Origin of the sequence: Streptomyces sp. NBC_00289, assembly GCF_041435115.1 — a bacterium.
Classification (GTDB): Bacteria; Actinomycetota; Actinomycetes; order Streptomycetales; family Streptomycetaceae; genus Streptomyces.
Genome location: NZ_CP108046.1, coordinates 8,439,441 through 8,453,746, shown reverse-complemented (window position 1 = coordinate 8,453,746; position 14,306 = coordinate 8,439,441). Strand labels below are relative to the sequence as shown.

Here is a 14,306-nt window from a genome sequence, read left to right as displayed (position 1 = left end):
GCTAGGGAGCGTCGCGGCCCGGTTTAAGGTCCACTTCCATGACGTCATCGGAGACCAATCCCGACCGACCGCCTCACCGGCCGACGGGCTCCGCCGCCTGGGAACTCCTGCTGCCGGCCGTCGCGGCACCGGCACGCGCGCGTGGTCGCTCACTGCAGGCGGCGCTGCGGGACGCGGTCCGCTCCGGCAGGCTCGCGCCGGGCACCCGGCTGCCGTCGAGCCGCGACCTCGCGGCCGATCTCAAGGTGTCCCGCGGGCTGGTCACCGAGGCCTACGAGCAGTTGACCGCCGAGGGATACCTGCGCAGCGGCCGGGGTGCGGGCACCTGGGTGGGCGGTGCCGTACGGGCCGCCCACCCACGCGCGCGTGACCTCGCCCCGCGCTCCCCCGGCATCCGTGCCACCTTCGTGCCCGGGACACCGGACCTGTCCCTGTTCCCCCGGGCGGCGTGGGCCACCGCGCAGCGCGGGGTGCTGGCGGGACTCCCGCATCGGGACCTCGGCTACCCGGACCCCCGCGGACTGCCCCGGTTGCGCACCGCCCTGGCCGAACTGCTCGCCCGCCGCCGGGGCGTGGTCGCGGACCCGGAGCGGCTGGTGGTCGTCTCCGGGGTGGCCCAGGCGACCGCGCTGCTCGGATTCGCCCTCAGCGCGCGCGGGTTGCGCACCGTCGGCGTGGAGAACCCCGGCAGCCCCCAGCACGCCGCCCTCCACGCCTCGGCGGGCGTCACCACCGTGCCACTGCCGCTGGACGACGAAGGGCTCGCTCCCGGCCCCCTGCGGGCCTCCGGCGTCCGGGCCGTCGTGACCACGCCGGCCCACCAGTTCCCCACCGGCATCGCCTACTCCGCCCGCCGCCGCGCCGAACTCCTCGACTGGGCCCGGTCCGTGGACGGGCTCGTCTTCGAGGACGACTACGACGGCGACTTCCGCTACGACCGTGCGCCGGTGGGCGCGCTCCAGGGCCTCGACCCGGACCACGTGGCCTACGCGGGTTCGGTCAGCAAGTCCCTGGCACCGGGGCTCCGGCTCGGCTGGCTGCTGGTGCCGGAGTCCTGGGCCGACGAGGTGGTGGAACGCAAACGCACCATGGATCTCGGCCATCCCACCCTCGACCAGGCGCTGTTCGCCCGATTCCTGGAACGCGGTGACTACGACCGCCAGCTGCGCCGCTGCCAGCGCGCGTACCGCGAACGGCGCGACGCCCTCGTCGCGGCCCTGGGGGAGCACTTCCCCGGCTCCGAGGTGTCGGGGATCGCAGCGGGTCTGCACGTCATCGCCGAGCTGCCGCGGCGGTTCGGACCCGAGCGGCACTTCCTCGCGCGCGTGGCGGCCGCCGGGGTGGCGGTGCGCCCGCTGACGGACTACATGCACGCGTGTCGCGGCGCCGATGCCGGTTCCGGTTCCGGTGGCGAGGGCGAAGGGTCCTCGCAGGTGCGGTTGGTGCTCGGCTACGCACACCAGTCGCCGGCCCGCATCCGTACCGGCGTACGGCTGATGGCCGAAGCCCTGACCCGGTGAACGGCCTACGGTGCCCACCTGATCGCCCGCCGTTCCCTCCTCCAGCGGCCAGTTGTTCACTTGCGGTTTCCGTGTGCGCTGCGGCGCACCAGTAGTTGTGGCACTGCACACCGGCCGGATCCCGTCCCTGGAGGCACAGCCATGTCCCACCGTCCGTTCCCCGGCCGCCGCAGCGTCCTGCGCGGCTCCCTGGCCGCGTCGGCGGCCCTCACCCTGCCCGCCGCGGCCGGCGCGGCGCCCGCCTTCGCCCTTTCCGGGCGCCCCGGAGCGGGTTGGGGTGTGCAGGCCGGTGACGTGACCTCCGACTCCGGACTGGTGTGGGTGCGCTCGGACCGGCCGGCCCGCATGCTGGTGGAGACCTCGGCGACCGAGTCGTTCCGCAACCCGCGCAGGTGGCACGGTCCACTGCTCGGCGCGGACACCGACTTCACCGGAACGACCCGGCTGCGCGGCCTGCCGGTGGGCGAACAGATCCACTACCGCGTCCTGCTGGCCGACCCGGACGACCCGCGCCGTACCGGCGAGCCGGTCACCGGCACCTTCCGCACGGTGTCGTCGCGCAGGCGCGGCGGTGTGCGGTTCCTGTGGTCCGGCGACCTGGCCGGTCAGGGCTGGGGCATCAACCCCGACCTCGGCGGCTACCGCATCTACGAGGCCATGGGCCGTCTCGACCCCGACTTCTTCCTGTGCAGCGGCGACAACATCTACGCCGACGGCCCGATCACCGCGACCCAGGCGCTGCCCGACGGCAGTACCTGGCGGAACATCACCACGGAGGAGAAGTCCAAGGTCGCCGAGACCCTGGCCGAGTTCCGCGGCAACTTCCGCTACAACCTGCTCGACGAGAACCTTCGGCGGTTCAACGCCCAGGTGCCCTCCGTCATCCAGTGGGACGACCACGAGGTGCGGAACAACTGGTACCCGGGCGAGGTGATCGCGGACACGGACACCCGTTACACGCAGAAGAGCGTGGACGTGCTGGCCGGACGGGCCCGGCGCGCCTTCGGCGAGTACTTCCCGATCTCCACGCTGCGGCCGGGCGCTCGGGAGGGCCGGGTCCACCGGGTACTGCGCCAGGGGCCGCTGCTCGACGTGTTCGTGCTGGACATGCGGACGTACCGCAACGCCAACTCGCCCGACGACCAGACCGTCGACCCGCAGGGGATCCTCGGCCGCGAGCAGCTCGAATGGCTCAAGCGGGAGCTGTCACGTTCGCGTGCGGTGTGGAAGGTGATCGCCGCCGACATGCCGATCGGCCTTGTCGTGCCCGACACCACCGAGGGCAGGCCGAACATCGAGGCGGTTGCGCAGGGCGACCCTGGCGCGCCACTGGGGCGTGAGCTGCAGATCGCCGAGTTGCTGCGGTTCGTCAAGCACCGGCGGATCACCGGCACGGTGTGGCTGACGGCCGACGTGCACCACACGTCTGCGCAGCACTACCAGCCGTCGCGGGCCGCGTTCACGGACTTCGAGCCGTTCTGGGAGTTCGTCTCGGGTCCGCTCAACGCGGGCGCCTTTCCGGCGAGCGCCCTCGACAGGACCTTCGGTCCGGAGCGGGTGTTCGTGAAGGCGCCGACCGCGTCGAACGTCTCGCCCGCCGGCGGCTACCAGTTCTTCGGCGAGGTCGACATCGACGGCGACAGCGGGGAGCTGACGGTGCGGCTGCGCGAGCAGGACGGCACGGTGCTGTTCACCCAGGTGCTCCAGCCGGGCAAGGTCGGCCAGTAACACCCGCAACTCCCGTACGCTCGACGGTGTGCCGCGCACCGGCGTCATCTCCCGGTGCGCGGTGACACCCGTGTCCCTCGGCCGCTGACGGGCCGCCTCTCCTCGGCCGGTCGGCCCCGTCGAGGCGGGCAGACCGAGGAGGCCCGCAACACGTCGCCGAGCGGGGCCTTTTCGCAGGTCGGGGCCGGTTGTCAGTGGTCGCCTCTACGGTTTTTCCATGACGCGATCTTTGCAGGCCGTGGCCTATCGCCAACCCTCCGTGCTGGAGTCCGCCGCAGGTGGACAGCTCCTGGGGCTCGAGACCTCCCGGGGTGCGACGCCTTCGGGTGTCCAGGACCATCCCCGGTTCTTCACCGGCTTTCTGACGTCTCCTCAGGTGGCCGCGGCCGGACTGCTGGCGGTGGCCGACGTGGCGGCGGCGCGCTACTACCAGCGGCAACTGCCCGCCTCCCTCGACCCCGTGGTCACGGGCAACGGCGACCGACTGCGCTTCGAGTCCTTCTCCGGCTGCGGCGGGGTGTACGCACGCCTGGACGTGCTGGAGGCGGGCCTCGACGGCGGCGAGGTGGGCCACGGGACGACGAATGTCGACGTCAACAACCCGCTTCGTGAGGCACTCTCCCGGGTCGGTACGACAGACCCGCTCCACCTGCGGGTCGGCCCGGAGGAGTTGGCCGTCACCACGATGGACGGCCCGGTCGTGGAGAAGAAGGTGCCCCTCCCGGACCGGTGGCTGCGGGGCTTCGCCGAGGCCCAGGTGATCGCGGCCGGCTTCGACCTGCGGGCCGAGCTGCCGGCCGCCGAGGCCGTGCGGTTCCTGCGTGCGCTGCCGCGCGGCGGGACGCGGGCCGCCTCGGTGGGCCCGCGCTGGGTGGTGCCCGCGGGCCGCTCGCTGCGTCCGACCACCCGGCCCGTACCCGGCGCGGTCTGCCTGCCCGGACCCGACCGGCTGATCGCGCTGCAGCGGGTGCTGCGCCACGCGACGGCTCTGCGGGTCTACGGCCCCCCGGTCGCTTCGGCGGCCGCCGCGGCCAGTGCCTGGGAGGTCGTCCTGCCCGGGATGCGGCTCACCCTGACCCTGTCCCCCGACGCCTCCCGCGGGTTCTCCGGCGAGGGCGGGGTCCTCGACGCGCTCGCCACCGACGAGGCCGCCGCGGACGCCGAGCTGATCTCGGTGCTGCTCGCCTGGGAGCCCCGCATCGACACGGCGGACCTCGCCGCGGCCTCGGGCCTGGAACCCGAGCGCGTCAGGGCGGCCCTCGTCCGCCTGGGCACCTCGGGCCGCGTCGGGTACGACACGGCGGAGGCGGCCTACTTCCACCGCGAACTCCCCTACGACGCCGAGCGGGTGGAGCGTCACAACCCACGGCTGCGCTCGGCCCGGGCACTGGTGGCCGCGGGCGCGGTAGCCCTGGAGGGCACACTCGCGACGGTGACGGCCGAGGACGGTCATGCGCACCGGGTCCGGGACGAGGCGGGGGTGCTCAGTTGCAGCTGCCTCTGGTGGGCGAAGTACCGGGGCGGGCGCGGGCCGTGCAAGCACGCGCTGGCGGTACGGATCGTGCGGCGGGGCGCCGCACCGGAGCAGGACATGGCACGAGTCGACGGGGGTGCGCGATGAGTTCGCTGCTGGAAGCGGTCCGGGCCGGGCGCACGGCCGAGGTGGTGAGCCTGCTCGACGGGATGACGGACGCCGAACGGCGCTCGTTCTTCCCCGAGTTGCGGGCACTGCGCAAGGAGCTGCGCTCCGATCAGTGGAACGCGGCCTCCCGAAGGGCCTACCCCGCCCTGCACGCGGCCGGGGCGGCCTGCCAGACCGGCGCGGCAGCCGTGGCGAGCTGGCTCGCGGCGGCCGACATGCGCTGGTCGCAGGCGTCACCGGGACTGCTGATCCACCTCTTGGGCGACCGCGAGACCGACTGGCTCGTCGACGTGACGCACCGGCTCGCGCAGCGCCCGGAGAGCGCGCGCGTGCCTTATGAACTGCTGGCCGGTCTGGTACGGCTGTCCGGTTGCCCGGTGCCGACGACGCCGGCGTACGTCACTGGCTGGGTGGAGCACATCGGCGCCGGCTGGGAGCTCGGGAACACGGTGCTGGACCGGCTGCGCAAGGATCCGCACCTGGCGCCTCTCGTGGCCGCCGCCTTCGAGACGGAGGACATCGGCGGACGGTGGGCGTGGACGTACGGCGAGGGGCCGGACAGCTGGGCCGAAGCGCTCGCGCGGCTCACCGACGAGGGCGCGCTCGACCGCGGGGCGACGGTCGACGCGTGCGTGGCCCGGCTGTTGCGGGGTGGCTCGGCCGCCGACCAGCGCTCGTTCCTGCGCGTGCTGAAGTCGCTGGCGCTCACTCGTGACGAGGAGCGGGAGCGGATCGCCGACTGGCTTGCCCTGGCCTCGGACGGGATGTCGGTGGTGGCCGCGCACGCCCAGTCGGTGCTGGGAGCCCTGGCACTGGACGGCGACCTGGCACCGAGCCGGCTGACGGAGATGTCGGGCGCGGTGCTGTTCCGCACCGAGAAGAAGCTGGTGCGGGCCCAGCTCGTGCTGCTGGGCAAGGCACTCGCGCGGGATCCGTCCGCGGCGGGGGAATTGTTGCCCGCCGCCGCGCAGGCCTTCGGGCACGAGGACTCGGACGTGCAGGACCGGGCGCTCAAGCTGGTGGAACGCCATGCGAAGAAGGCCGACACCGGCCCGCTCCGCGAGGAACTCGCCGTCGCCTCGGAGCAGTTGATCCCGGTGCTGCGTGCTCGGGCGGCACGGACTCTGGGCGTACCGGCGGCTTCGTGGACGCCGGAGTACGAGGAGGTTCTGCCGCCGGTGCCGCAGCCGGTGCGTCTTGCTCCCGCTCCGGAGACGGCCGCCGAACTCGCGGAGGAGGTCGGCGCGTTGCTGGCGTCCGGCGGTGGCGTGACGGAGTTCGAGAGGACCCTGGACGGACTCGTCCGCCATACGTACCGGGACAAGGGCGCGCTGCTGGACGCTCTGGCGCCCGTCGTCTCACAGCGCTGGTGGGACCCGTCGGGGCCCGAGCGGATCCTGCCCTCGCAGGACTACTTCAGCAACAGCCACCGGGGTATCGGCACCACCGAGGACGGCATCGATTTGCTCCTGGCGACGCTGCGCGGCGGACTGCTCACCGCCACGCTGCACTCCGCGGTCCAGCGGGGGGCACGTACGCACGAATGCGTGCACAGCGCGCTGTCCCGGGCGTTCGACGCCCGACTCTGGGAGGTCGCGTACCGCATCCGGACCGACCCGTTGCCGTTCCTGCTCTCCACCCCCACATGGAGCACCGGCCTGCTGGAACCGGACGAACTCGTGGCGCGCCTGGACACCTACCGACGACTCGGGGTCCGTGTCTCCCCGGCCGACTTCGCACAGGCGCTGCTGCGGGTCCGGCGCGAGGACCGCTCGGCCGCTGCGACGGCCGCCGAGGACGCCGCGGCGCTCGGCACCGCGGAGGGGACTCGACTCGCGGCCTGGCTCTCCTGCGACGGCCCGACCCTGCCCACCGACCGGCGACGCACCTCCGGCGCCCGCATCCTGGTCGAGTGTGGTGAACTCCCGGAGCTGCAGGAGGACTTCCCCGAGGAATTCCGGCCGCTGGGCCGTCCGGTCAGCGTCTTCAAGGAGCGCTGGTACTGCCATCACTGGGGCCAGGACATACGGCAGCACTGGCTGGCCCTGCTGCCCGAGCGGCGCGAGCTGGTCGCGGTGCGGGTGCTGCGGGACATCTCCGCCCTGGCCGTGGAGGACAGTCGCGGCGCCGCGGCCGTACTGCCGCTGCTCGCCGAGGCCGGCGGTGCGGCCGGCGAGGCCGTGCACCTGTGCCTGGCGTACGGGCTCGGGGCGCGTCATCCCGAGGATCGGCTCGCCGCCGTGGACGCCCTGCTGGTGCTGGCCGCACGGGGGCAGCTCGACCCGGCCCGGCTCGGCGCGGACCTCGGACAGCTGGTGCGGCGCGGGGCCGTCAAGCCGCTGCGACTCGCCGAGTCCGCGCGGACCGCGGCGGCCACGGGGGCGAACGCCACCATCTGGGGGGTGCTCCGGCACGCCCTGCCCGTCCTGCTCGCGGACCTCGCGACCGAGGGCGCCGCCGCGTCGGGCCGGGGGCTCGGAGAACTGGTGGGCGTGGCCGCGGAGTGCGCCGAACGTTCCGGGGCACGCGGGGAGATACCGCACCTGGCACAGGCGGCGGACCGGCGCGGCTCGTCCCGGCTGGTGACGCAGGCGCGGCGGCTGCGCGACACACTGGCCGAGCAGCGGGCCGCGTGAGACGGCGCGGGTTCACGACTGGTCGGTGCCTGCTCGACGTACGCGACTCAACTATCAAAAGATAAACAAAAGGGTGCAAAAGCAGTCTTTACCGGTAGGTCACAAAGCGTTCGTGATCACGCAACACCGTTCCTTCACAGTGGCTGCATGACTCGAGACATGTCTGATGTGACCCGTGCCAGGCACGGTCGTCCTGTCCACCACTGGCGGCGGGACGTGATCGAACTCGCCGCGCTCTTCACGGCGGTCGCGGTGGCGGACGCCGTCGCGAACCTGATCGGGCACGGCCCCGACGGACCGGAACTGCTGCTGATCTCAGCGGTCGTCCTGATCGCCACGGCGGGATTCCACACATGGTGGGCACGACGCCACGGTCACGCCCCGCCGAGCGATACCGACGCCCGGCCGCTGTCCACCGGACAGCAGGCCGGGCCGTCCGACCGGGACGGGACCGCTCCGGACGCGGTGACCGGGGAGAGCGTGCTGTGGCGGATGCGGACCACGGTGAAGGACGAACCGGGATCGCTGGCCACGCTGTGCACGGCGCTCGCCGGCCTGCGGGTCGACATCCTGAGCCTGCAGACGCATCCACTGGCCGAGGGCACGGTGGACGAGTTCCTGCTGCGTGCTCCGGCCGAACTCGCCGGGGCCGAACTCGGCCGCGCGGTCTCGCTGGCCGGCGGCGCCGACACCTGGATCGAGCGGGCCGACGCCCACGATCTGGTGGACGCGCCGACCCGGGTGCTCGGCCTCGCGACCCGCACCGCCCTCGACGCGGCGGAACTGCCGCTCGCGCTACGGCAGTTGCTGGGCCGGTGCACCATCCGCTCGCTGCCCGCGGCCCCCGTGGGCGGCGGCCGACGGCCGGAGTCCGTGCCCGTCGAAGGAGCGCTGGAGGGCACCGTGATGCGGCTGCGCGCTCCGGAAGGCGGAGTGATCACCGTGGAGCGGCCGTATCTGCCGTTCACCCCGACGGAGTTCGCCCGGGCGCGGGCACTCGTCGAACTGGACGCCCGGCTGGGTCCGCGCGTACCGATGGGTCACGACGTGCTGACGCTGCCCGAGGGCAGTGACATCACCGTGCGCCGGGCGGACCCGAGCGACCTCGAGCCCGCGAAGGCCATGCAGGAACGGTGCTCGGCGCGCACGCTCGCCATGCGTTACCACGGACCGGTCGGTGACGCCGATCGCTATCTGAACCACCTGCTCAGTCCGCGCTTCGGTCGCACGCTCGCCGTGCAGACCGCCTCCGGGCGCATCGTCGGGCTCGGTCATCTGCTGTGGGACGGTGACGAGACGGAGGTCGCGCTGCTCATCGAGGATGACTGGCAGCGGCGGGGTATCGGCAGCGAACTCCTCGGCCGACTGGTGGCGATGGCGGTGGCGGCCAACTGCGAGAGCGTGTACGCCGTGACGCAGGCGTCCAACACCGGCATGGTCGCCGCGATGCGCGGCCTCGGCCTGCCCCTCGACTACCAGATCGAGGAGGGCACCCTGGTCATCACCGCCCGCCTCGACAGGACAGCGGCCACCTCCCACCTGTCGTACGACCAGTCACCGGGCCAGGCAGCCGGCGAACGGATCGTCCGGGAGTGACCACCGAGCGGGCGCCCGCGCGCCTTGCGTAGACACGGGGGTCGCGGCGTTCGCGCAGTGGCGGATCGCGGCGTTCGCGCAGTGGCGGATCGCGGCGTTCGCGCAGTGGCGGATCGCGGCGTTCGCGCAGTGGCGGATCGCGGCGTTCGCATCGCGGCGGGTCGCGGCGTTCGCATCGCGGCGGGTCGCGGCGTTCGCATCGCGGCGGGTCGCGGCGTTCGCATCGCGGCGGGTCGCGGCGTTCGCATCGCGGCGGGTCGCGGCGTTCGCGTCGTGGAGTTCGCGTGGCGGCGGGTCACGGCGTTCGCGTCGTGGCCGGCCGCGCCCGCGCGGCAAGGTGGCACTCGGCGAAACGCCCGGGGGAACTCAGCGCTGGGTCGTTTCGCCGTGCGGGGCCGGCCCGGATCGCGGCCGCCGTTCAGGCGCCCCGCGCCGTTTCGTGGGCGCCGGTCGGCACCGGCAGGGCGGTCGGTTCGCCCAGCGCGTCGTCCAGATCGGACCACAGGTCCTCGACGTCCTCCAGGCCCACCGACAGTCTCAGCAGCCGGTCGCTCACGCCGGCATTCCTGCGGTCGCCGGCGTCCACGATGCGGTGGCTGATGGACGCCGGGTGCTGGATGAGGGTGTCGACGCTGCCGAGGCTGACGGCCGGGGTGACGAGACGTACTCCGCGAATGACCTCGTGCGGGTCGCCCGCGACCTCGAAGGCGACCATCGCGCCGCCGATGCGCGGGTAGTGGACGCGGGTGACGCGCGGGTCGGCGGCGAGCCGGCGGGCGAGTTCGGCGGCGTTCGCGGAGGCGGCCCGCACACGCACCGGCAGCGTCGACAAGCCCCGTAGCAGCAGGTAGCCGGCGAGCGGATGCAGGACGCCGCCGGTGGCGAACCGGACCTGCCGCAGCCGCCCGGCGAACTCCTCGTCGCAGGCCACGACGCCGGCCATCACGTCCCCGTGCCCGCCGAGGTACTTGGTGGCGCTGTGCATCACGAGCCGCGCGCCCTGCTCGGCGGGGCGTTGCAGCACAGGCGTGGCGAAGGTGTTGTCCGCGAGCAGCGGCACGGAGCCGCAGGAGTGCGCGACGGCCCGCAGGTCGAGTTCGGCGAGGGTCGGGTTCGCCGGGGACTCGACCAGCACCAGCCCGGTGTCCGGGCGCAGCGCGTCCGCGATACCGGCCGGGTCCACCCACGTCACCTCGGAGCCGAGCAGCCCGGCGGTCAGCAGGTGGTCGCTGCAACCGTAGAGCGGACGGACGGCCACGACATGACGCAGCCCCATCGAACCGCGTACCAGCAGTACGGCGCTCAGCGCGGCCATACCGCTCGCGAACGCGACCGCCGCCTCGGTGCCCTCCAGCCGGGCCAGGGCGGTCTCGAAGCGGGCGACGGTCGGGTTGCCCAGCCGTGCGTAGACGGGCGGGCCCTCCGGTTCGGCACCGGTGGCGGCGAAGGCGTCGATCCGGGCGGCCTCACCCCGGCTGTCGTACGAGGGGTAGGTGGTGGACAGGTCGATCGGCGGCGCGTGCAGGCCCTGACGCGCGAGATCGTCCCGGCCGGCGTGCACAGCCTCGGTGGCCAGTGCTCTCGGTGCGGAGCGCACCGCGCGTGCGGCGCGTGCGGCGCGTGCGGGGTCGTAGGTGTGCAGGCTCGCTGAGTCCATGGTCGGAAGAGTGAACACCGGCCGGGATTCGGGGGTCGAAGTCCGTGTTACGTTCGGCACATGGGTGAATCCGTCGAACTCGATCCGGTGGACCTCCATCTGTTGCGGCTGCTGCAGAACGACGCCCGGACCACGTACCGGGATCTGGCCGCGAAGGTGGGGGTCGCGCCGTCGACCTGCCTGGACCGCGTCACGCGGCTGCGCCGCGCGGGCGTCATCCTCGGTCATCAGCTGCGACTGGATCCGGCCAAGTTGGGGCGCGGCCTGGAGGCGCTGCTGTCCGTGCAGGTCAGGCCGCATCGGCGGGAGTTGGTGGGGCCGTTCGTGGACCGGATCCGCGCCCTGCCGGAGTCACGGACCGTCTTCCATCTCACGGGGCCGGACGACTATCTCGTCCACGTCGCGGTCGCTGACATGGCCGATCTGCAGCGGCTGGTGCTGGACGAGTTCACGGCACGGACCGAAGTGGCCCGGGTGGAGACCCGGTTGATATTCCAGCAGTGGGAGTGCGGGCCCCTGCTGCCACCCGGCCCGGCCGGAGCCACGCCCTCAGCGAAATCGAGCTGACACGGCACCCGGCCCGCCGAAACGGGGCTGACGCGGCACGTGTCCGCGTATGAGGATGTCCGCATGTCAGAGACCAACAGCCCGCTGCCCCGCGAGGTCGCCGACGCCTACGTCGACGACCTCATCGCCCTCGACCCGGTCACCGGTACGTACCTCGGCGTGCGGGAGAGTTCGAGCAGACTCCCCGACACCTCGCCCGCGGGCCAGCAGGCGCTCGCGGAGCTGGCACGGACCACACTCGCGCGGCTCGACGAGGCCGAGCGCCGGCCCGGCGCGGACAGCGACGTGGAGCGCCGGTGCGCCCGTCTGCTGCGCGAGCGGCTCACCGCGGAACTCGCCGTGCACGAGGCGGAGGAGGGGCTGCGCGCGGTCGGCAACATGCACACGCCCGCGCACTCGGTGCGCGAGGTCTTCACCGTCACGCCGACGCAGACGGACGAGGACTGGGCGGCGATCGCGGAGCGGTTGCGCGGTGTCCCGGCCGCACTGGCCGGCTACCGCGAGTGCCTCGCGCTCGGACTGGAACGCAAGCTGTACGCGGGCCCCCGCCCGACGGCGACGTTCGTCGAGCAGCTCACGGAGTGGGCCGACACCGACGGCACCGGCCGCGGCTGGTTCGAGGACTTCGCCTCGACGGGCCCCGAGTCGCTGCGCGCGGAACTGGACGAGGCCGCCGGCGCCGCGACCGCGGCCGTCGTCGAGCTGCGGGACTGGGTGCGCGACGTGTACGCCCCCACGATCGAGGGCGCGCCGAACACGGTGGGGCGCGAGCGCTACGCCCGCTGGTCGCGCTACTTCAACGGGACGGACCTGGATCTGGACGAGGCGTACGCGTACGGCTGGGCCGAGTACCACCGGCTGCTCGCCGAGATGAGGCAGGAGGCGGAGAAGATCCTGCCGGGCGCCGAGACGCCGTGGGTGGCACTCGCGCACCTCGACGAGCACGGCAGGCACATCGAGGGTGTCGACGAGGTCCGCGAGTGGCTGCAGGGTCTGATGGACCAGGCGATCGAGTCACTCGACGGCACCCACTTCGAACTCGCCGAGCGGGTACGGAAGGTGGAGTCGCACATCGCCCCGCCCGGCAGCGCGGCCGCCCCGTACTACACGGCCCCGTCTGAGGACTTCTCACGCCCGGGCCGCACCTGGCTGCCGACGATGGGCCAGACCCGCTTTCCGGTGTACGACCTGGTCTCCACCTGGTACCACGAGGGCGTCCCGGGTCATCACCTGCAGCTCGCCCAGTGGGCGCATGTCGCCGGGAACCTCTCCCGCTACCAGGCCACGGTCGGCGGGGTCAGCGCCAACGCCGAGGGCTGGGCGCTGTACGCGGAGCGGCTCATGGACGAGCTGGGCTTCCTCACCGACGCGGAGCAGCGGCTGGGCTACCTCGACGCGCAGATGATGCGGGCCGCCCGGGTCATCGTGGACATCGGCATGCACCTGGAGCTGGACATCCCGGCCGACTCCCCCTTCCACCCGGGCGAACGCTGGACCCCCGAGCTGGCGCAGGAGTTCTTCGGCACGCACAGCAGCCGTCCCGCGGACTTCGTGGAGAGCGAGCTGACCCGCTACCTGACGATCCCGGGCCAGGCGATCGGCTACAAGCTCGGCGAACGGGCTTGGCTGCTGGGCCGTGAGAGGGCCCGCGAGCGGCACGGCGCCGCCTTCGACCTCAAGGCCTGGCACATGGCGGCCCTCTCGCAGGGCTCCCTCGGCCTGGACGACCTGGTCGACGAGTTGTCCCGGCTCTGACGCACAGCGTGCGGGGAGGGCGGCCGAAGAGACCGCCGGCGCGCGGCGCTGGGCAGCCGCGGGCCGACACTCGACGGCCGCAGCTCATGACCCGCGCTCGCCTGCCCGCGCTCGCCGGCCCGGCACTCGGCGGCCGGCGCTCGGAGCTCGGCGGCCGGCGGCCGGCGCTCCCCCGCTCACCGACCAGCGGCCACTGCCGTATCCGGGCGCGGTGACACCGTGGCCGCCACCGCCGGTGCGGGGCGGTCGGCGCCCCAGGGCATGGCGAGGTCGTGCGGCACGTGGTGGTGCAGGTAGACGTTCGCCCCGTACGCGGCGAGCCGCCGGGCGACGGCATGCCCGATGCCCGCCCCTCTGCCGGCCTCGGTGACCAGAGCCGTCCGGCCGCGCAACGGCAAGGGAGCACGGCGCAGGTCTTCAGGGGTGGGACGCGGGTCTTCAGGGCTGGTATCCGGGTTCGTCGGCATGGTGGCCAAGCATGACCAGCCCGGCGGGGACGGCGCACGCGGTTGTCCCGTCCCCGTCCCTCCCGCCGGCCGCTCCCGGTCCGCGTGTCGCACCAGGGCGCAGACCCCGCCCGCACCGGGTTCTCCCCCTTCGAGGTCCCCGAACCTTCGCGTCAGCAGCCGCAGTTCTCCGCATCGACGGGTGCCGTGAGCGGGTCGGCGGCGCGCTGCTCGCGACCCTGCCAGGTCTCGTACGGGAAGCCCTCGCGGGCCCAGTACTCGAAGCCGCCGAGCATCTCCTTGACCTGGTAGCCGAGTTCGGCGAGGGCCAGGGCCGCACGCGTGGCGCCGTTGCAGCCAGGGCCCCAGCAGTAGGTGACCACCGGCACGGACCTGTCGAGGAGTTGCCCGGCCTGCTCGGCGACGAGCGCGGTCGGGAGATGGACGGCGCCCGGTACGTGGCCCTGGTCCCAGGACTCGGTGGAGCGCGAGTCGAGGACGACGAAGCCGGGGTCGCCGCCGGCGGCGAGCGCGGCGGCCACGTCGGACACGTCGGCGTGGAAGGCCAGGCTCGCGCGGAAGTACGCGGCCGCCTCGGCGGGAGCCGCGGGGGCGACGCGCAGAACGGGGCTGACGGCGGTCGTGCTGCTGCTCATGGTCGGGGCCTTCCGGATCCGGGTTCGGGAGAGTGACGTCCCGAAATCTACGGTCGGTGATCGCCGTTCAGAAGGGGCGTTCCCCGGCCCTTCCCTTGCCTTG

At 73.3% G+C, this 14,306-nt stretch carries 9 protein-coding genes and 1 pseudogene; 7 read left to right on the top strand and 3 right to left on the bottom strand.

The annotated features are described in order from the left end of the window. The first annotated feature begins 38 nt into the window (after nucleotides 1-38). From OG985_RS38285 to OG985_RS38265, 5 genes are all read left to right on the top strand, one after another. Nucleotides 39-1,520, top strand: a complete 1,482-nt coding sequence (locus OG985_RS38285) for a PLP-dependent aminotransferase family protein (RefSeq protein WP_371672960.1) — start codon at nucleotides 39-41, stop codon at nucleotides 1,518-1,520. 141 nt (nucleotides 1,521-1,661) lie between these two features. Then, the gene (locus OG985_RS38280) at nucleotides 1,662-3,248 is read left to right on the top strand and encodes an alkaline phosphatase (protein ID WP_371672959.1); all 1,587 of its coding nucleotides are present in this window, start codon (nucleotides 1,662-1,664) and stop codon (nucleotides 3,246-3,248) included. Nucleotides 3,249-3,465: 217 nt separating this feature from the next. After that, nucleotides 3,466-4,869: an SWIM zinc finger family protein gene (locus OG985_RS38275; protein ID WP_371672958.1), complete on the top strand. Its 1,404-nt coding sequence runs from the start codon at nucleotides 3,466-3,468 to the stop codon at nucleotides 4,867-4,869. Beyond that, nucleotides 4,866-7,526 carry a DUF6493 family protein gene (locus OG985_RS38270; RefSeq protein ID WP_371672957.1) on the top strand — a complete coding sequence of 887 codons (2,661 nt, stop codon included), beginning with the start codon at nucleotides 4,866-4,868 and terminating at the stop codon, nucleotides 7,524-7,526. Before OG985_RS38275 ends, OG985_RS38270 begins: the two co-directional genes overlap by 4 nt. Before the next feature lie 159 nt (nucleotides 7,527-7,685). Beyond that, complete coding sequence (locus OG985_RS38265) at nucleotides 7,686-9,122, top strand: GNAT family N-acetyltransferase (protein ID WP_371672956.1); 1,437 nt, start codon at nucleotides 7,686-7,688, stop codon at nucleotides 9,120-9,122. Nucleotides 9,123-9,540: 418 nt separating this feature from the next. Here OG985_RS38265 and OG985_RS38260 read toward each other — a convergent pair whose 3' ends face one another. After that, a complete protein-coding gene (locus OG985_RS38260) occupies nucleotides 9,541-10,779 on the bottom strand; it encodes a PLP-dependent aspartate aminotransferase family protein (RefSeq protein ID WP_371672955.1) in 1,239 nt (412 codons plus the stop codon). 60 nt (nucleotides 10,780-10,839) lie between these two features. Between OG985_RS38260 and OG985_RS38255 the strand changes: the two genes are divergently transcribed. Beyond that, nucleotides 10,840-11,346, top strand: coding sequence for an Lrp/AsnC family transcriptional regulator (locus OG985_RS38255; protein WP_371672954.1), 507 nt, complete (start codon nucleotides 10,840-10,842; stop codon nucleotides 11,344-11,346). Nucleotides 11,347-11,409: 63 nt separating this feature from the next. Beyond that, nucleotides 11,410-13,101, top strand: a complete 1,692-nt coding sequence (locus OG985_RS38250; protein ID WP_371672953.1) for a DUF885 domain-containing protein — start codon at nucleotides 11,410-11,412, stop codon at nucleotides 13,099-13,101. Nucleotides 13,102-13,283: 182 nt separating this feature from the next. Here the strand turns inward: OG985_RS38250 and OG985_RS38245 are convergent. Further along, nucleotides 13,284-13,568 (bottom strand): annotated as a pseudogene (locus tag OG985_RS38245) (3-ketoacyl-ACP reductase); the annotation flags it as partial. 152 nt (nucleotides 13,569-13,720) lie between these two features. Beyond that, nucleotides 13,721-14,203, bottom strand: coding sequence for a rhodanese-like domain-containing protein (locus OG985_RS38240; protein ID WP_371672952.1), 483 nt, complete (start codon nucleotides 14,201-14,203; stop codon nucleotides 13,721-13,723). Between the last annotated feature and the right edge of the window lie 103 nt (nucleotides 14,204-14,306).